This window comes from Mycobacterium avium subsp. avium, from assembly GCF_009741445.1.
In the GTDB taxonomy this organism is placed as follows: domain Bacteria; phylum Actinomycetota; class Actinomycetes; order Mycobacteriales; family Mycobacteriaceae; genus Mycobacterium; species Mycobacterium avium.
Genome location: NZ_CP046507.1, coordinates 4386165 through 4403735 on the forward strand (window position 1 = coordinate 4386165; position 17571 = coordinate 4403735).

General features: G+C 69.0%; 16 protein-coding genes. 8 read left to right on the plus strand and 8 right to left on the minus strand.

Annotated features, from left to right (window positions below):
* Positions 1-39 precede the first annotated feature (39 nt).
* The 4 genes from MAA44156_RS20555 (at position 40) to MAA44156_RS20570 (ending at position 3849) form a co-directional block, all read left to right on the plus strand.
* On the plus strand, positions 40-2079 hold the full coding sequence (locus MAA44156_RS20555) for a prolyl oligopeptidase family serine peptidase (protein ID WP_009979338.1): 2040 nt from the start codon (positions 40-42) through the stop codon (positions 2077-2079).
* A 10-nt stretch (positions 2080-2089) separates the two neighbouring features.
* The gene (locus MAA44156_RS20560) at positions 2090-2398 is read left to right on the plus strand and encodes a hypothetical protein (RefSeq protein WP_003873759.1); all 309 of its coding nucleotides are present in this window, start codon (positions 2090-2092) and stop codon (positions 2396-2398) included.
* 9 nt (positions 2399-2407) lie between these two features.
* Positions 2408-3319 (plus strand): crotonase/enoyl-CoA hydratase family protein, encoded by a 912-nt coding sequence (locus MAA44156_RS20565; protein WP_003873760.1) that lies wholly within the window; start codon positions 2408-2410, stop codon positions 3317-3319.
* A 77-nt stretch (positions 3320-3396) separates the two neighbouring features.
* Positions 3397-3849, plus strand: a complete 453-nt coding sequence (locus MAA44156_RS20570; protein WP_003873761.1) for a DUF5078 domain-containing protein — start codon at positions 3397-3399, stop codon at positions 3847-3849.
* Positions 3850-3874: 25 nt separating this feature from the next.
* Here the strand turns inward: MAA44156_RS20570 and MAA44156_RS20575 are convergent, their stop codons facing one another.
* The 3 genes from MAA44156_RS20575 to MAA44156_RS20585 are packed head-to-tail and all read right to left on the minus strand — an operon-like array spanning position 3875 to position 8059.
* Entirely contained in the window at positions 3875-6805 is a 2931-nt protein-coding gene (locus tag MAA44156_RS20575; RefSeq protein ID WP_009979342.1) for an MMPL/RND family transporter, read from the minus strand.
* Entirely contained in the window at positions 6802-7350 is a 549-nt protein-coding gene (locus tag MAA44156_RS20580) for an MmpS family transport accessory protein (protein WP_003873763.1), read from the minus strand. Before MAA44156_RS20580 ends, MAA44156_RS20575 begins: the two co-directional genes overlap by 4 nt.
* Positions 7351-7372: 22 nt before the next feature.
* Positions 7373-8059, minus strand: a complete 687-nt coding sequence (locus tag MAA44156_RS20585) for a TetR/AcrR family transcriptional regulator (protein ID WP_023880582.1) — start codon at positions 8057-8059, stop codon at positions 7373-7375.
* Positions 8060-8138: 79 nt separating this feature from the next.
* Here MAA44156_RS20585 and MAA44156_RS20590 point away from each other — a divergent pair, with 79 nt between their 5' ends.
* Positions 8139-9869 carry a cytochrome c biogenesis protein DipZ gene (locus tag MAA44156_RS20590; protein ID WP_009979345.1) on the plus strand — a complete coding sequence of 577 codons (1731 nt, stop codon included), beginning with the start codon at positions 8139-8141 and terminating at the stop codon, positions 9867-9869.
* Here the strand turns inward: MAA44156_RS20590 and MAA44156_RS20595 are convergent.
* Genes MAA44156_RS20595 through MAA44156_RS20605 form a run of 3 tightly spaced genes read right to left on the minus strand, consistent with a single transcriptional unit; the run spans position 9856 to position 11606 of the window.
* Positions 9856-10704 carry a hypothetical protein gene (locus MAA44156_RS20595; RefSeq protein WP_011726197.1) on the minus strand — a complete coding sequence of 283 codons (849 nt, stop codon included), beginning with the start codon at positions 10702-10704 and terminating at the stop codon, positions 9856-9858. The genes MAA44156_RS20590 and MAA44156_RS20595 overlap by 14 nt on opposite strands.
* Positions 10705-10714: 10 nt before the next feature.
* Entirely contained in the window at positions 10715-11230 is a 516-nt protein-coding gene (locus MAA44156_RS20600; protein WP_009979349.1) for a mycothiol transferase, read from the minus strand.
* A gap of 10 nt (positions 11231-11240) precedes the next feature.
* Entirely contained in the window at positions 11241-11606 is a 366-nt protein-coding gene (locus MAA44156_RS20605; RefSeq protein ID WP_009979350.1) for a VOC family protein, read from the minus strand.
* A 47-nt stretch (positions 11607-11653) separates the two neighbouring features.
* Here MAA44156_RS20605 and MAA44156_RS20610 point away from each other — a divergent pair, with 47 nt between their 5' ends.
* The 3 genes from MAA44156_RS20610 to MAA44156_RS20620 are packed head-to-tail and all read left to right on the plus strand — an operon-like array spanning position 11654 to position 14486.
* Positions 11654-13384, plus strand: coding sequence for an N-acyl-D-amino-acid deacylase family protein (locus MAA44156_RS20610; protein WP_009979351.1), 1731 nt, complete (start codon positions 11654-11656; stop codon positions 13382-13384).
* 37 nt (positions 13385-13421) lie between these two features.
* Positions 13422-14066: a PPE family protein gene (locus MAA44156_RS20615; RefSeq protein WP_003873770.1), complete on the plus strand. Its 645-nt coding sequence runs from the start codon at positions 13422-13424 to the stop codon at positions 14064-14066.
* Between the two features lie 27 nt (positions 14067-14093).
* Positions 14094-14486 (plus strand): hypothetical protein, encoded by a 393-nt coding sequence (locus MAA44156_RS20620; protein ID WP_003873771.1) that lies wholly within the window; start codon positions 14094-14096, stop codon positions 14484-14486.
* A gap of 268 nt (positions 14487-14754) precedes the next feature.
* Here the strand turns inward: MAA44156_RS20620 and MAA44156_RS20625 are convergent, their stop codons facing one another.
* Entirely contained in the window at positions 14755-15612 is an 858-nt protein-coding gene (locus tag MAA44156_RS20625) for a type IV toxin-antitoxin system AbiEi family antitoxin (RefSeq protein WP_050427690.1), read from the minus strand.
* A gap of 180 nt (positions 15613-15792) precedes the next feature.
* Complete coding sequence (gene groL, locus MAA44156_RS20630) at positions 15793-17418, minus strand: chaperonin GroEL (protein ID WP_009979353.1); 1626 nt, start codon at positions 17416-17418, stop codon at positions 15793-15795.
* Between the last annotated feature and the right edge of the window lie 153 nt (positions 17419-17571).

Consider the following 17571-nt stretch of genomic DNA (forward strand, 5'->3'; position numbering starts at 1 on the left):
AATACACCTCACACTACCGCCGCGACCACAATGGCTGGCATGACGTCGCACGCCCGCACCGATGCCGCCGCCGAGCACGACCCCTACCTGTGGCTCGAGGACATCACCGGCGAGCAGGCGCTGGATTGGGTGCGCGCCCGCAACGAGCCGACGCTGGCCCGCTTCCGCGACGCCGAGTTCGAGCGGATGCGCGTCGAGGCGCTCGAGGTGCTCGACACCGACGCCCGCATCCCGTACGTGGTCCGCCGCGGCGAGCACCTCTACAACTTCTGGCGCGACGCTGACAACCCGCGCGGGCTGTGGCGGCGCACCACGCTGGACAGTTACCGCACCGACGCGCCCGAGTGGGAGGTGCTGATCGACGTCGACGAGCTGGGCCGCGCCGACGGCGAGAAATGGGTGTGGGCCGGCGCCGCCGTCATCCACCCCGAATACACCCGCGCGCTGATCAGCTTGTCCCGCGGCGGCTCGGACGCCTGCATCGTGCGTGAATTCGACATGCAGACAAAGCAATTCGTCGATGACGGGTTCGCGCTCGCCGAGGCCAAGTCGCAGCTCAGCTGGGAGGACCCCGACACCGTGCTGGTCGGCACGGACTTCGGCCCCGGCACCCTCACCAAGTCCGGCTATCCGCGGGTGGTCAAGCGGTGGCGCCGGGGCACGCCGCTGGACGAGGCGCAGACGGTGTTCGAGGGCGCCCGCTCCGACGTGAACGTGGTGGCCAGCGTCAGCCGCATCCCCGGCTTCGAGCGCACCCTGATCGGCCGGGCGCTGGACTTCTGGAACGAAGAGGTCTACGAGCTGCGGGGCGGCCAGCTCGTCCGCATCGACACCCCGACCGACGCCAGTGTGAGCCTGCACCGCCAGTGGCTGCTGGTCGAGTTGCGCAGCGACTGGACGCTGGGCACCCGCACCTACGCCGCGGGCTCGCTGCTGGCCGCCGACTACGAGGAATTCCTTTCCGGCGCACGGGATTTCCGCGTCGTCTTCGAACCCGACGAGCACACCGCGCTCAACCACTACGCGTGGACCGAAGACCGGCTGCTGATGGTGACCCTGGTCGACGTGGCCAGCCGCGTCGAGATCGTCAGGCCCGGTGACTGGCGGCGCGAGCAGCTGGCCGGGATCCCGGCCGCGACCAACACCGTCGTCGTCTCCGCGGACGACACCGGCGACGAATTCTTCCTGGACTCCAGCGGATTCGACTCACCGTCGCGGCTGATGCGGGGCACCGACGACGGGCGACTCGAGCAGCTCAAGACTGCCCCGGCCTTCTTCGATGCCGAAAACATCAGCGTGGCACAGTATTTCGTCGACTCCACCGACGGCACACCGATCCCCTACTTCGTGGTGCGGCCGACCGGCCCGGCGGCCGACCGGCCCGGGCCCACCCTGCTCTACGGCTACGGCGGCTTCGAGTCCTCGAACACCCCCGGCTACAGCGGGGTGCTGGGCCGGCTGTGGCTGGCCCGCGGCGGCACCTACGTGCTGGCCAACATCCGCGGCGGCGGCGAGTACGGCCCCGGCTGGCACACCCAGGCGATCCGCGAGGGCCGGCACAAGGTGCACGAGGACTTCGCCGCTGTGGCAACCGATTTGGTGGACCGCGGCATCACGACGGTCGCCCAACTCGGGGCCCAGGGCGGCAGCAACGGCGGACTGCTGATGGGCATCATGTTGACCAAGTATCCGGAGAAGTTCGGCGCGCTGGTGTGCAGCGTGCCGCTGCTGGACATGAAGCGCTACCACCTGCTGCTGGCCGGCGCCTCCTGGGTGGCCGAACACGGCGACCCGGACAACCCGGACGACTGGGCGTTCATCTCCGAATACTCGCCGTACCAGAATATTTCGGCGACGCGCCGGTACCCGCCGGTGCTGATCACCACCTCCACCCGCGACGACCGGGTGCACCCGGGGCATGCCCGCAAGATGGCGGCCGCGCTGGAGGCCGCCGGCCACCGGGTGTACTACTACGAGAACATCGAGGGCGGTCATGCCGGGGCGGCGGACAACGAGCAGGTGGCGTTCAAGTCGGCGCTGACCTATTCGTTCCTGTGGCAGACGCTCGCCCGGCCCTAAGATCGTCGACGTGTCGGCGCAACGGATCGAACTCACCCTGCTGGCGACCGGACTGATCTTCATCCTGGTTTCGGCGGCGCAGGCGCGCTACCGGTTCATCAACGACCGGCGGGCCGGCCGGCGCTTCTACTGGGCGACATCGGTGATCGGCATCGTCTGCTTCGCGTTCGGGACCGGCCGGCTGTGGCCCAACGGCGTCCTGGCGGCGGCGATCTTCGCGGCCGTGGTGGCCTTCTCGGCCTACCTCACCACCCCGTACCTGAAGATCAACGGCCGCATCTATGCGTCTTCGCCGGAAAACCGCGAGCCCGATCCCTAAGTTGGGGCCATGCCCTCCGACTTCGAAACGCTGCTGTACACCACGGCCGGTCCGGTCGCCACGATCACGCTGAACCGCCCGGAGCAGCTCAACACCATCGTGCCGCCGATGCCCGACGAGATCGAGGCCGCCGTTGGGCGGGCCGAGCGCGACCCGGCCATCAAGGTCATCGTGCTACGCGGAGCGGGCCGGGCCTTCTCCGGCGGCTACGACTTCGGCGGCGGTTTTCAGCACTGGGGCGAGGCCATGATGACCGACGGCCGCTGGGACCCGGGCAAGGATTTCGCGATGGTCAGCGCCCGCGAGACCGGCCCGACCCAGAAATTCATGGCCATCTGGCGAGCCTCCAAACCGGTGATCGCGCAGGTGCACGGCTGGTGTGTGGGCGGGGCCAGCGACTACGCGCTGTGCGCGGACCTGGTCATCGCCAGCGAGGACGCTGTGATCGGCACGCCCTACAGCAGGATGTGGGGGGCGTATCTGACCGGGATGTGGCTCTACCGGCTGAGCCTGGCCAAGGCGAAGTGGCATGCGCTGACGGGACGGCCGCTGACCGGCGTGCAGGCCGCCGAGATCGAGCTGATCAACGAGGCGGTGCCGTTCGAGCGGCTGGAGGCGCGGGTCGCCGAGGTCGCCGCCGAGCTGGCGCGCATCCCGCTGTCGCAGCTGCAGGCGCAGAAGCTGATCGTCAACCAGGCCTACGAGAACATGGGGCTGGCGTCCACCCAGACGCTGGGCGGCATCCTCGACGGGCTGATGCGCAACACCCCCGACGCGCTGGAGTTCATCAAGATCGCCGAGACGCGGGGGGTGCGGGCCGCCGTCGAGCGCCGCGACGGCCCGTTCGGCGACTACAGCCAGGCCCCGCCGGAGCTGCGGCCCGATCCGAGCCACGTCATCGTCCCTGATCGCGATGGATAGTGAGATGCACTAGCGATCACCCTGGCGGTGACCTGGGAACTGTTCGCGCCGGGCCGAAAAGTGCTACCGTAACGTCTATGTCTCGGCTGAGTAGAGGCCTGCGTGCAGGCGCCGCGTTCGTTGCCCTGGGTGTCACCGCTGCGATCTTCCCGTCGACCGCGGTGGCCGACTCGACGGAGGACTTCCCGATCCCCCGCCGGATGATCAACACCACGTGCGACGCCGAGCAGATCCTGGCGGCCACGCGGGACACCAGCCCGGTGTACTACCAGCGCTACATGATCGACTTCAACAACCACCCCAACGTCCAGCAGGCGACCATCGACAAGGCGCACTGGTTCTACGCGTTGTCGCCGCAGGACCGCCGGAACTACTCCGAGAACTTCTATGCGCCCCAGGCCGATCCGCTGTGGGAGGCCTGGCCCAACCACATGAAGATCTTCTGGAACAACAAGGGCGTGGTGGCCAAGGCCACCGACATCTGCAACCAGTACCCGCCCGGCGACATGTCGGTGTGGAACTGGTCGTAATCGCTTAGCCCGATTCCTTAGCCCCTCAGCGGGGCTGGACCACGCCGCCCGGCGGGTGCTCGTCGACGTCGGCGAGGATCAGCTCGCGCACGGCCCGACGCGGTCCGTAGGGCCGCAGCATGGTGCTGGCCGGGCGTGGACGCACGTGCTGCGGCCACCAGAACCAGCGCCCGAGCAGGGTGGCCAGTGACGGCGTCATGAACGACCGCACGATCAGGGTGTCAAACAGCAGGCCCAGCGCGATCGTCGTACCCACCTGGGCCATCACCAGCAGCGGGCTGAACATGAACGTGGCCATGGTGGCGGCGAACACCAGACCGGCGGAGGTCACCACCGAGCCCGAACCGGCCATCGCACGGATCGTCCCGGTCTTGAGCCCGGCGTGGATCTCCTCCTTGAACCGCGAGATCAACAGCAGGTTGTAGTCCGAGCCGACCGCCAGCAGCAGGATGACCGCCATCGCCAGCACCATCCAGTGCAACTTCAGGCCCAGGATGTACTGCCACAGCAGCACCGAGAGGCCGAACGAGGCGCCCAGCGACAGCAACACCGTCCCGACGATCACGAAAGCCGCCACGACGCTGCGGGTGATCACCAGCATGATGATGAAAATCAGTGTGGCCGCGGCGATTCCGGCGATCAACAGGTCGATGTTGGAGCCGTCGTGCATGTCCTTGTACGTCGCGGCGGTGCCGCCGAGGTAGACCTTGGCACCCTCCCAGGGGGTGCCCTTGATCGCCTCGTGCACGGCCTGCTTGATCGGTTCGATGTGCCTGATGCCCTCGGGACTGGCCGGGTCGCCTTCGTGGGAGATGATCAGCCGGACCGCGCGTCCGTCGGGCGAGATGAAATTCTTCAGGCCCCGCGCGAAGTCCGGGCTCTTGAACGCCTCCGGCGGAAGGTAGAACGTGTCGTCGTTCTTCGCCTTGTCGAAGGCATCGCCCTGGGCGGTGGCGTTGTCGGCCTGCGCTTTGGCCTGGTCGTTGAGGCCCTGGGTGATCGCGTAGTTCGACATGATGGTGTCGAGGTTGCGCTGCTGACTCTCGATCTGCGGCGGGATCAGCGCCACCAGCTTCGGCTGAATCCTGTCCAGCTTGTCCAGGTTCGCGCTGAGGTTCACGATGTTCTCGGCCACCTGGTCGATGCCGTCGAGCGCGTTGAAGACCGACCGCAGCGCCCAGCAGACCGGGATGTCGTAACAGTGCTTCTCCCAATAGAAGTAGCTGCGGATCGGCCGGAGGAAGTCGTCGAAGTTGGCGATGTCGTCGCGCAACCTCTCGGTGATCTGCACGGTTTCCTTGGTGAGCCTGGTGGTTTCATGGGTGGTGTTGCTCAGGTCCTGGGTGACCTGCATCTGCTCATGCAGCGTCGCCATCGTCTTGCGCAGCTCGTCTGCCTGCTTGAGCAGATTGTTCGCCTGCTCCTCCTGGTAGTGCTGGGTCTGCAGCCGGCCCGCGGCCTGCGCGCCCATCTGAAAACCCAGCGTGCTGTGGTCGAGCGGCGTGCCCAACGGCCGGGTGATGGTCTGCACCCGGCCGATCCCGGGGATGTGGAAGACCGCCTTGGCGACCTTGTCCAGGACGATGAAGTCGGCCGGGTTGCGCAGGTCGTGATCGGTCTCGATCATCAACAGCTCGGGATTGAGCCGAGCCTGGTCGAAATGCCGGTCCGCGGCGGCATAACCGACATTGGCCGGGGTGTCCGCCGGCAGGAAGTGGCGGTTGTCGTAGTCCGTCTTGTAACCGGGCAGGGCGAGCAGACCGACCAGTGCGACCGCGATCGTCACCGCGAGCACCGGCGCGGGCCAGCGGACGACCGCGGTGCCCATCCGGCGCCAGCCCCGGGTCTGCAGCGTGCGCTTCGGATCCATCAGCTTGAAGAACGAGGTGACCGTCAGCATCGCCGGAGCCAGCGTCAACGCCGCCAGCACCGCGACCAGCATGCCGACCGCACACGGCACCCCCAGCGACTGGAAGTACGGCAGTCGGCAGAAGCTCAGGCAGTACATCGCGCCGGCGATGGTCAGGCCGGATCCGAGCACCACATGCGCGGTGCTGTGGAACATGGTGTAGAACGCCTGCTCGCGGGTCTCGCCCAGCCCACGCGCCTCGTGATAGCGCCCGACCACGAAGATCGCGTAGTCCGTCCCGGCGGCGATCGCCATCAGCACCAGCATGTTGTTGGCGAAGGTCGACAGCCCCATCACGCCGTAGTTGCCGAGCGTCGCGACGACACCGCGGGCCGCCGCCAGCTCGATGAACACCATGCCCAGCATGACCGCGACGGTGATGATCGACCGGTAGACGACTAGCAGCATCACGATGATCACCACGAAGGTGATGAGGGTGACGACCGCGACGCCCTTCTCACCCGCGTGGGACTGGTCGGCGAACAGCGGACCCGCGCCGGTGACATACGCCTTGATTCCCGGCGGCGCGGGCACCGAGTCCACGATCTTGCGCACCGCCAGGGCAGACTCGTTCGCCAGGCCGCCGCCCATGTTGCCGGCGAGGTACACCTGGACGTAGGCGGCCTTCTGGTCGTGGCTCTGGGAACCCGCCGCCGTCAGCGGATCGCTCCAGAAATCCTGGACGTGCTGCACGTGTTTCTTGTCCTGCTCGACGCGCCTGACGATCTCGTCGTAATAGCGGTGCGCCTCGGCCCCGAGGGGCTTGTCGCCCTCCAGCAGGATCATGGCCGAGTTGTCGGAGTTGAACTCCTTGAACGTCGCTCCGACCTTCATCATCGACTGGAAGGAGGCCGCGTCGGTCGGGCTCATCGACACCGAGTGGGTTTTGGCGACCACCTCCAGCTGCGGGGCCACCGTGTTGGTGATGAACACGATGCCCAACCACACCAGGACGATCGGCAGGGCCAGCCGATGGATCATCCGCGGCAGGAACGGCGGGATCAGCGGCTGATCGACGCGCGGCGCAGCCTCGACCGGCTCGCTCATGCGGACTTGTCCAGGCAGTAGACGAACGCGTTCACGGTCTGGTTGGGATCCGAGCGATTCGGGGTCTTGATGACGTCACCGCTGCCGTCGTGCTTGTTCACCACGAACTGGCAGGCGATCCAGCTGCCGTCTCCTTGCGCCACCAGGTTTGCCGGGATGCCGGGTTTCGTTGAACTCAATACTTTGCTCCAGGGCAAGGGCACGTTGAGTGCCTGCTGCGGATGGGAGTTTTCGTCGAGATAGTTGATGGTTGCCGTGCTGCCCGGCGGGCCCCAGACCTGAAGCGTGATGGTCTTGGCGTTGAACTCGTCGAGCACCTCCCCCGAGGTGCCGCCGCCGAACGACCCGGGGTGCACACCGAAGATGCCGTGCAACCGGTAGACGACGAACCCCGACAGCGCGACGACGGCCGCGATCGTCAGCACCAGCCAGAAACGGCCCAGAAACCCCTTCTTCCTGGCGCGCTGCCGGGCGGTCTCGCCGCCCTCGCGGCCCGCGGAGTCCTGCTTGTTCAACGGCTCGGTCCTTGGCTCGGTCGTCGTCATGGGCGCGCCCCCCTTTCTGCGATCATGCCGATTGCGGGATGAGGCCGATGCACGTGGCGGTCAACAGCCGGGTCAGCGCGGAGGCGAAGTCCAGATTCCATTCCGGCGGAACGACTTCCGGCTCCTCTGCGTAGGCGTCGGTGAGCCGTTCCGGGGGGTTGGCCACCTGCCACAGCGTGGCCGCCAGCGAGTAGGCGGCCAGCAGGATGTCCAGCGACCCCGAGCGCCCGAGTTCGGGCAGCGCCCGCTGGATGGAGTCGGCGAGGGACAGCGTGGCGGCGGTGCTGATCCGCTTGACCTCGACCACGCGTTCGGCGTCCACCTCGTGTTCCAGGTGCAGGTGCAGGTTGGCCAGCAGGTCGCAGAACAGCGGATCGTCGGCCAGGGCGTCGGCCAGCGTCTCGGCGATCCGCGACGGCGTCGCGGCGCCGGGCTGGGCGAGCTTGTCCGACACCGTGTTCGACCACTGCACCCAGCCCTCGGCGGACAGGTGCAGCAGGACCTCCTTGTGCGAGGTGAAGTAGCGGCGCACCGCCGAGTAGTGGATCCCGGCGCGGCGGGCGACGGCGGTCAGCGTGACCGACGCGACGCCCGTCTCCAGCGCCAGCGAACGGGCCGCCTCCACGAGGGCCTCCGCACGTTGGCGCTTCTTCTCCTCGGTGCGGGCGCGCTGGAATGTTAGTTGCGCCACCGGCCGAGCGTAACGCACATTATGTGATTTGTATAACGCACGTGGCGTGATTTGTCGTTGGCCACTGAGCCCCGCCGCGACGCGTCAAGCTGGACGGGTGCAGACCATCGCCCTGATCGGGTTCCTCGGCGGCCTGATCACCGGGATCTCGCCGTGCATCCTGCCGGTGCTGCCGGTGATACTGCTGTCCGGCATGGACGGCGACCGGCGCGGCGTGGGCTCCGCGGCGCGGCCCTACCTGGTGATCGCGGGCCTGGTGTGCAGCTTCAGCGTGGCCACGCTGATCGGCTCGGCGCTGCTGACGGCGCTGCACCTGCCCCAGGATGCGATCCGGTGGACCGCCCTGGTGGTGCTGACCGCCATCGGGCTGGGACTGATCTTCCCGCCGCTGCAGCAACTGATCGAGCGACCGTTCGCCTACCTGCCGCAGCGCCAAAGTCGGCCCGGCGCAGACGGTTTCGGCCTGGGCCTGACGTTGGGCGCGCTGTACGTGCCGTGCGCCGGACCGGTGCTTGCCGCGATCGTGGTGGCCGGCGGCACCTCCTCGATCGGCCCCGGCGCGCTGGTGTTGACCGCGACGTTCGCCGCCGGAAACGCGCTGCCGCTGCTGGCCTTCGCGCTGGCCGGCCGGCGCGTCGCCCAGCGGGTCGCGGCGTTCCGCCGCCGGCAGCGGGCGATACAGGTCGCCGGCGGGATCGCGATGATCGTGCTGGCCGTCGCGCTGGTGTTCAACCTGCCCGCGATGCTGCAGCGCGCCGTCCCGGACTACACCACCGCGATGCAGAACCGGTTGGGCGCCAACGACCTTCAGCGCAGTCTGAGCCCCCCCGGGCCGCCGCCGACCCAGGGCGGCGCGCTGCAGCTGAGCCCGGGCGACGTCACCGGCGGCGGGGCGCTGTCCGACTGTTCCGACGGGTTGGCGGAGCTGCAGCGGTGCGGGCCGGCGCCCGCGCTCACCGGGATCACCGGGTGGCTCAACACCCCGGACGGCAAACCGCTCGACCCGGCGGCGGTGCGCGGCAAGGTGATCCTGATCGACTTCTGGGCCTACTCGTGCATCAACTGCCAGCGCGCCATCCCGCACGTAATCGATTGGTACGACCGGTATCACGACAGCGGATTCCTGGTCATCGGGGTGCACACCCCGGAATACGCCTTCGAACGGGTCCCGGGCAACGTGGCCAGCGGCGCGGCCGACCTGCACATCGGCTATCCGATCGCCCTGGACAACGACTACGCGACGTGGAACAACTACCAGAACCTGTACTGGCCGGCCGAGTACCTGATCGACGCGACCGGGCAGGTGCGGCACACCAAGTTCGGCGAAGGCGACTACGACGGCACCGAACGGCTGATCCGCGAACTGCTCGCCGCCGCCCATCCCGGCGCGCGGCTACCCGCCCCGGCGAACACCGCCGACACCACACCGCAGTCCAGGCTCACCCCGGAGACCTACCTGGGCGTGGGCAAGGCCGGAAACTACGGCGGCACCGGCGATTACCGGTCGGGCACCGCGACGCTGAGCTATCCGGCCACCCTGGGCGAGGACAGGTTCGCGCTGCGCGGGCGCTGGACGCTGGACGACCAGGGCGCCACCGCGGCCGGCGACGACTGCGCGGTCCGGCTGAACTACACCGCCAAAGACGTCTACGCCGTCGTCGGCGGCACCGGCACCCTGACCGTGACCCGGGACGGAACGACCACCACGACGCCGATCGGCGGGGCGCCCACCCTGCACCGGATCGTCGCCGACGACTCCGCGCACCGCGACCAGCTGGACATGCGCGTCAGCCCAGGGCTGCAGGTCTTCTCGTTCACCTTCGGCTAGCCGCACCGGCCAGGCCGCCCAGCACCGCCACCAGCACGCCCAGCCCCGCCAGCGCCGCCCCGGCCAGCAGCGTGGCGTTGAGCCATTGGTGCACACCGGATTCGGCGTGCGCGACCATCACCTCGGCGATGCGGCGGACGTTGCCGGTGGTGTGGTTGAGCGCGTCGTTGACGTAGCGGCCGGCCGCCTCCAGGCCGGCCCATCCGGCCGCGCCGACCAGCAGCGCCGCGACGCCCAGGCTGCTGAGCGCCTTGCCGCGGCGCCGGGCGGCGGCCAGCGTCAGCAGCGCGCCCACCCCGCACAGCGCCGCCGACCCCAGGCTCAGCCACGGCCCCCAGCGCGTCAGCCCGCTGAGCCGGCCCTGCCGAGGCACCGAAACGGTAAGCGGCACAGTCAGTTTCGCCGGGACCGCGACGTTGTGCCGGCGCAGCAGCGGCCGGATCGAGGGGTCGTCGAGCATCGGGGCCACATCGACCGCCCACTGGTCGCCGCCCGCGCCGGACCCGTCGAACAGCCAGGCGTGCGCGGCGCGGTTGGCCTGGGCGAACAACGGCGGAAACGCCGGCCCCGCGGTGAACGCGGCAGCGGCGTCGTGCACCTGCGTACCGTCCACCGGGTAGCGGCCGCCGCCGTGCTCGGCGATCAAAGCCATTGCCCGCGTGGTGAGTTCGGCCGCCATGGCGGATTGCAGCGCCGGGTCGGCGGCGGCCCGGCGGGCCAGCGCGGCATAGCCGTCGGCGTCGACGACGTGCAGCTGCACCCATCCCGCCGGCACCGCCACCGCCAGGGCCAGCGTGGCGATCAGCCACCCCAGCACGACGCCCGCGAATCGCACGCCCGCGAATCTACTGAATTCCCCGCACGTATGCGGCCTGCCCGAGGTGCTGGGCGCAGTCGTCGATGATGCTCACCAGCCGCGCGCTGGCCGTCACCGGCGGGTCCCAGTTGGTGTCCACGACGCGGCTCAGCTCCCCGGCGGTCACCCCGCCGATGTATTCGCAGGTGAGCTCGTGCACCGCGTGGTAGTAGCCGGACAGCAGGTCGGCGGGCGCCCGCACCTTGGCGACGTCCTCGGGCGTATGCCCGTAGCCGGTGTCGTTGCGCGGCAGGTCCAGCCCGAACCGGTCCACCCAGCCGTCGCGGGTCCACACCTGCTCCACCCCGGCGATGTCGGCCAGCTGGATGTCCTGCACCCGGGCGCTGTGCCAGATCAGCCAGGCGATGCTGTTGGCGTCGGGGGTCGGGCGGTAGCCCGACACCTCGTCGGTCAACCCGTCGGTGAGTTCGTCGACGTGTTCGATCAGCCGGGTGAACGCGTCGCGCAGCAGCTCTCGGGTAACGGCGTCGCTGTCAGCTCGCATAAGGCCGACCCTACGCGCCGTGCCAGACCGCCTCGACGTTGTTGCCGTCGGGGTCGCGCACGAACGCACCGAAATAGCCGGGGTGGTATTCGGGCCACAGCCGCGGCGGGTGCAGCACCTCGGCGCCCAGCTCGACGGCCGCCCGGTGGAAGGCACGCACCGCGTCCTCGTCGGCGGCCTCGAAGGCCAGGTGCACCTCCCGGTTGGGGCCCGCGGGCGCGTCCGAGATCCAGAAGGTCGGTTTGCCCGCCCGGCCGTAGCCGATGGCTGGCCCCACATCCAGCTGCCGGGAGAAACCCAGGGTGCCCAGCACGGCGTCGTAAAACCGCTGAGATTCCGCGTAGTTGGCGCAGTTGATTCCCACGTGATCGATCACGGAACAGATCCTGGCACGACCGGCGGGAACGGTCGTAGATTGTTTGAATGACTTACGACCTCATCATCCGTAATGGCAGCATCGTCGACGGGCTGGGGGGTGAGCCGTACGTCGGCGACGTGGCGGTGCGCGACGGCGTGATCGCGGCGGTCGGTGCGGTGAACGGGGCCACCGCGAACCGCGAGATCGACGCCACCGGGCGGCTGGTCACGCCGGGCTTCGTGGACCTGCACACCCACTACGACGGCCAGGCCGTCTGGTCGGAGCGGCTGACCCCGTCCTCGGCGCACGGGGTGACCACGGTGGTGATGGGCAACTGCGGCGTCGGCTTCGCCCCGTGCCGCCAGTCCGACCACGACGTGCTGGTCGACGTGATGGCCGGTGTCGAGGACATCCCCGGCGTCGTGATGACCGACGGCCTGCCGTGGACGTGGGAGACGTTCCCCGAATACCTGGACACCCTCGAGGCCGGCAAGCGTGACATCGACGTGGCCGCCTATCTGCCGCATTCGCCGCTGCGGGTGTACGTGATGGGTCAGCGCGGCGCCGACCGGGAGCCGGCCACCGCGGAGGACCTGGCGAAGATGCGGGCGCTGGCCAAGGAGGCGGTCGAGGTGGGCGCACTGGGTTTCGCCTCGTCGCGGCTGACCATCCACAAGACCGAAAGTGGTTCTCCCATCCCGAGTTACGACGCCGCCCGGGAGGAGATCGAGCAGATCGCCCGGGGTGTGGTGGACGGCGGCGGCGGCCTGCTGCAGTTCGTTCCCGACATCCCGGCCGGCGGCTACCAGCCGGTGCTGCAGACGGTGTTCGACGTCGCCGAGGACGTCGGCCTGCCGCTCACCTTCACCCTCGTCGTCGCCAACTCCGGTGACCCGACGTGGCCGGACGCCATCACGATGATCGAGAAGGCCAACGCGGCGGGCGGCGACATCACCGCGCAGCTGTTGCCGCGCCCGATCGGGTTGATCATCGGATTGCAGTTGAGCGCAAACCCATTCGTGCTCTACCCCAGCTACCGCGAGATCGCGCACCTGCCGCTGGCCGAGCGGGTCGCACAGATGCGCAAGCCCGAGGTGCGGGCCCGCATCCTGGCCGACAAGCCCGGCGAGGGCCACCCGATCCTGTACGTGGCCCAGATGTGGGACTGGATCTACCCGCTCGGCGACAACCCCGATTACGAGCCGGACCCGTCGACGTCCATCGCGGCCCGGGCCCGCGCCCGCGGCGTGGATCCGATGGAGGAGGCCTACGACCGGCTGCTCGACGACGACGGCCGGGCCATGCTGCTGGTGGCGACCAGCAACCTGCAGGGCAACTCGCTGGACACCGTCGGGGAGCTGCTGCACCGCGACGATGTGGTGCTGGGTCTGGGCGACGGCGGCGCGCACTACGGGATGATCTGCGACGCCAGCTACTCGACCTACTTCCTGACGCACTGGGCGCGCGACCGAAAGTCGGGGCGGTTCAGCGTGGCCGACGCGGTGCGCCGGCTCACCTCGGTGCCCGCGCGGGTGGCAGGGCTGGGCGACCGCGGCCGCATCGCGGTGGGCTACAAGGCCGACCTCAATGTCATCGACCACGCCGCGCTGCGGCTGCACAAGCCGGTGATCAGTCACGACCTGCCGGCGGGCGGGCGGCGCCTGGACCAGACCGCCGACGGCTACGTCGCCACCATCGTGTCCGGAGAGATCATCGCCGAGAACGGCGTGCCCACCGCTGCGCGTCCGGGCAAGTTGGTGCGCGGCCGCCGGCCCGGCCCGGCACCCTTGCGATAACGCCCCAAAAGTGGCATATACCAGCTAAGTTGGGTCCGTGACGAACCCGCATTTTGCGTGGTTGCCGCCAGAAGTCAACTCGGCACTAATTTATTCCGGTCCTGGTCCCGGGCCGCTGCTTGCTGCCGCGGCGGCGTGGGACGGCCTGGCCGAGGAGCTGGCGTCGTCGGCACAGTCGTTTTCTTCGGTCACGTCGGATCTGGCCAGCGGGTCGTGGCAGGGCGCGTCGTCGGCGGCCATGATGACCGTCGCCAACCAATACGTGAGCTGGCTGTCCGCGGCCGCCGCGCAGGCCGAGGAGGTGTCGCACCAGGCCTCGGCCATCGCGACGGCGTTCGAGGTGGCCCTGGCGGCCACCGTGCAGCCCGCCGTGGTGGCCGCCAACCGGGCGTTGGTGCAGGCGCTGGCCGCCACCAACTGGCTGGGCCAGAACACGCCGGCGATCGCCGACATCGAGGCCGCCTACGAGCAGATGTGGGCCTCGGACGTGGCGGCGATGTTCGGCTACCACGCCGACGCATCGGCGGCCGTGGCGAAGTTGCCGCCGTGGAATGAGGTGTTGCAGAACCTCGGGTTCTCCAACGCCAGCACCGCCGTCACCCGCCCGGCCGGCTCGGGCGCCGTGGCCCGCGGCTACACCTCGCGCATCGCGGGGTTTCTCGCGCCGCGCGCGCCGCAGTGACGCCGCGCGCGCCTATCGTGGAACATCATGCGCAGCAAGAAGAAGGTCGATCTGCAGGCGCTGGCCGACGCGCTGGCCGACTACCCGTATGCCTACCTGATCACGGTCGACGACGACTACCGCGCGCACACCGTGACGGTCGAACCGGTGCTGCGTGAGTCGATCCTGGACGTCGGGTTGATCGGTGGCCGCACTCAGCAGAACCTGGCCCGGCGCCGCGACGTCACCCTGCTGTGGCCGCCGACCGAGCCGGGCGGCTACTCGCTGATCGTCGACGGCACGGCGCAGGTGAGCGAGGCCGGCGACGCGGTTCGGCTGGCGGTGGCGCCCACCCGCGCGCTGTTGCACCGCGACGCCGACTCGGCCGACGCCGCCAAGGGCTGTCTGCACGACTGCGTGGTTTTCTCGCTGCCGGCCTAGACGGTATGGGGGCTGGGGCCTCGCTCACATGTGAACGTGTTTTGATCAGCGCAAGAAACGCTCCGTGGGTCCCAACGCCGCGATCGCGCGTCAGCTGGCCGGATGGTGCTGGTCGCTGGCGGTGCTTGAACGATTGAACACCCCACAAATGTCCGGATGAGTCAGCAGGTGTCGGCAAGCGTCTTGGAGTGACCCGCGTCGCCGCTATGAGCAATCACGTTGCACCACAACGGGATAACGCTCACCCTACGGGCGCCGAGCGTGGGCCTTACGCACGCGAACTCGCTCGCGGTCGACCGTAGGCCCCACGCTCGGCGAGCTTGGCCGTGACGCGCTCGACGATCACCTGCGGCCGCGACAACATCGCCGCGCTGACTCTGATCACGGCCCAGCCGGCCGCCTCGAGCAACGCGATTCGCTCGATGTCCCAGGCCCGCTGATAGGGATCGTCCCAGTGCTGGATCCCGTCGTACTCGACGGCGACCTTCCACTCCCGCCACCCCATGTCCACCCGAACGCGCAGCTCTCGCAGCTCGATCTGCGTCTGCGGCTTCGGCAGTCCGGCCCGCACCAGCAGCACCCGCAACCTGGTCTCCTGGGGAGACTCCGCACCGCCGTCGGCCAGCTCCAGCGAGGCGCGCAGCCGGCGAATGCCGCGGGCGCCCCGGTGCCGGTCGGCCACAGCGACGACGTCGGCGGGCTTGATACCCGTCGCGTTGAGTAACGCGTCGAGGATCGGCAGCGCCTTGGCGGCGGGCAGGCCGCAACCGATGTCGAACGCCGTCCGGGCCGCGGTCGTCACCCGCATTCCGGACACGGTGTCCGCCTCGTCATCGGCCAGCGTGTAGCTGCGCACGAGGATGCCGCGCTGACCGTGCCGATCCGCGCGCACGATTTCGGCGGGCGCGGCCGCATCGAGCCACTTGGTGCCATGGATCGCCGCGGCGGACAAACCGGCCAGTGTCGCACCGGTCGACAGCCACGCCGCGCGCGCCTTGCCGGCCGGCGTCAGCTCGGCGTCCTTCGCGATGTAGACGTCGCGGAACACCTTGCGATACCGCGTTCGCAGCTGACTGCGGGTCACCGCGCCGCGGTGCAGGGCGTCACTGCCCAGAAACGGGGACATGCCGGCATATTCGCCGTCGCACACGCGCGGCGGGTGCGCCGAGCGTGGGGGCTGTGCACGAATTCCGGGGTGTGGACGGACGTAGCCCCCACGCTCGGCGCGGTAAACCAGGCCCGACGCGGGCACGAAAAAGCCCGGCCCACTCGAGATTTCGAGGGACCGGGCTTTTCCGTAACGGACTCAGAAGTCCATGCCGCCCATGCCGCCGGTCGGGTCGCCCGCGGGAGCGGCCGCCTTCTCCGGCTTGTCGGCGACGACCGCCTCGGTGGTCAGGAACAGCCCCGCGATGGACGCCGCGTTCTGCAGCGCCGAGCGGGTCACCTTCACCGGGTCGGCAACGCCGGCCTTGAGCAGGTCCTCGTACTCACCGGTGGCGGCGTTGAGGCCGGTACCGGCGGGCGAGTTGCGGACCTTCTCGGCCACCACGCCGGGCTCCAGGCCACCGTTGAAGGCGATCTGCTTCAGCGGAGCCTCGAGGGCCACCCGGACGATGTTGGCGCCGGTCGCCTCGTCGCCCTCGAGCTTCAGCTCGTCCAGGGCCGGGATCGCGTGCAGCAGGGCCACGCCACCGCCGGCGACGATGCCCTCCTCCACGGCCGCCTTGGCGTTGCGGACCGCGTCCTCGATGCGGTGCTTGCGCTCCTTGAGCTCGACCTCGGTCGCGGCGCCGGCCTTGATCACCGCCACGCCGCCGGCCAGCTTGGCCAGCCGCTCCTGCAGCTTCTCGCGGTCGTAGTCGGAGTCGCTGTTCTCGATCTCGGTGCGGATCTGGGCCACCCGGCCGGCGATGGCGTCGGAGTCACCGGCGCCCTCGACGATGGTGGTCTCGTCCTTGGTGACGACGACCTTGCGGGCCTTACCGAGCAGCGAGATGTCGGCGCTCTCCAGCGACAGGCCGACCTCTTCGCTGATGACCTGGCCGCCGGTGAGGATGGCCATGTCCTGCAGCATCGCCTTGCGGCGGTCGCCGAAGCCGGGCGCCTTGACGGCCACCGACTTGAAGGTGCCGCGGATCTTGTTGACGACCAGGGTGGACAGGGCCTCGCCCTCGACGTCCTCGGCGATGATCAGCAGCGGCTTGCCGGCCTGGATGACCTTCTCCAGCAGCGGCAGCAGGTCCTTGACGGTCGAGACCTTGGAGCTGACCAGCAGGATGAACGGATCCTCGAGGACGGCTTCCTGACGCTCGGCGTCGGTGACGAAGTAGCCCGAGATGTAACCCTTGTCGAACCGCATACCCTCGGTGAGCTCGAGCTGCAGGCCGAAGGTGTTGGACTCCTCGACGGTGATGACGCCCTCGTTGCCGACCTTGTCCATCGCCTCGGCGATCAGGTCGCCGATCGACTGGTCGCCCGCGGAGATGGCCGCGGTGGCAGCGATCTGGTCCTTGGTCTCGACCTCCTTGGCCGACTTGAGCAGGGTCTCGGTGACCTTCTCGACGGCCTTCTCGATGCCGCGCTTGAGACCCAGCGGGTTGGCGCCGGCCGCGACGTTGCGCAGGCCCTCGCGGACCAACGCCTGGGCGAGCACCGTGGCCGTCGTCGTGCCGTCACCGGCGACGTCGTCGGTCTTCTTGGCGACTTCCTTGACCAGCTCGGCGCCGATCTTCTCGTACGGGTCCTCCAGCTCGATCTCCTTGGCGATGGACACACCATCGTTGGTGATCGTGGGGGCACCCCACTTCTTCTCCAGGACGACGTTGCGACCCTTGGGGCCCAACGTGACCTTTACCGCGTCGGCGAGGGCGTTGAGCCCGCGCTCGAGGCCGCGACGGGCCTCTTCGTCGTACGCAATTGTCTTGGCCATTGCGAAGTGATTCCTCCGGATTGGGGATGACACGTCCTGGCCGGGTGCAGTGCCCGCGACGGACGACCAGGCTGCTGCCGTCGGGCGACGACAGAGCCGAGCCTCACCGTCCCGACCTAGCACTCACTGGTCGCGAGTGCCAAGTCATTCTTA

What these genes read in the sequence shown, in the direction of transcription:
- MAA44156_RS20555 (WP_009979338.1), top strand. Translation starts at nt 40, where the DNA reads ATGACGTCGCACGCCCGCACCGATGCCGCCGCCGAGCACGACCCCTAC.
- MAA44156_RS20565 (WP_003873760.1), top strand. Translation starts at nt 2,408, where the DNA reads ATGCCCTCCGACTTCGAAACGCTGCTGTACACCACGGCCGGTCCGGTC.
- MAA44156_RS20570 (WP_003873761.1), top strand. Translation starts at nt 3,397, where the DNA reads ATGTCTCGGCTGAGTAGAGGCCTGCGTGCAGGCGCCGCGTTCGTTGCC.
- MAA44156_RS20575 (WP_009979342.1), bottom strand. Translation starts at nt 6,805, where the DNA reads ATGAGCGAGCCGGTCGAGGCTGCGCCGCGCGTCGATCAGCCGCTGATC.
- MAA44156_RS20580 (WP_003873763.1), bottom strand. Translation starts at nt 7,350, where the DNA reads ATGACGACGACCGAGCCAAGGACCGAGCCGTTGAACAAGCAGGACTCC.
- MAA44156_RS20600 (WP_009979349.1), bottom strand. Translation starts at nt 11,230, where the DNA reads ATGCGAGCTGACAGCGACGCCGTTACCCGAGAGCTGCTGCGCGACGCG.
- MAA44156_RS20610 (WP_009979351.1), top strand. Translation starts at nt 11,654, where the DNA reads ATGACTTACGACCTCATCATCCGTAATGGCAGCATCGTCGACGGGCTG.
- MAA44156_RS20620 (WP_003873771.1), top strand. Translation starts at nt 14,094, where the DNA reads ATGCGCAGCAAGAAGAAGGTCGATCTGCAGGCGCTGGCCGACGCGCTG.
- MAA44156_RS20625 (WP_050427690.1), bottom strand. Translation starts at nt 15,612, where the DNA reads ATGTCCCCGTTTCTGGGCAGTGACGCCCTGCACCGCGGCGCGGTGACC.
- groL (WP_009979353.1), bottom strand. Translation starts at nt 17,418, where the DNA reads ATGGCCAAGACAATTGCGTACGACGAAGAGGCCCGTCGCGGCCTCGAG.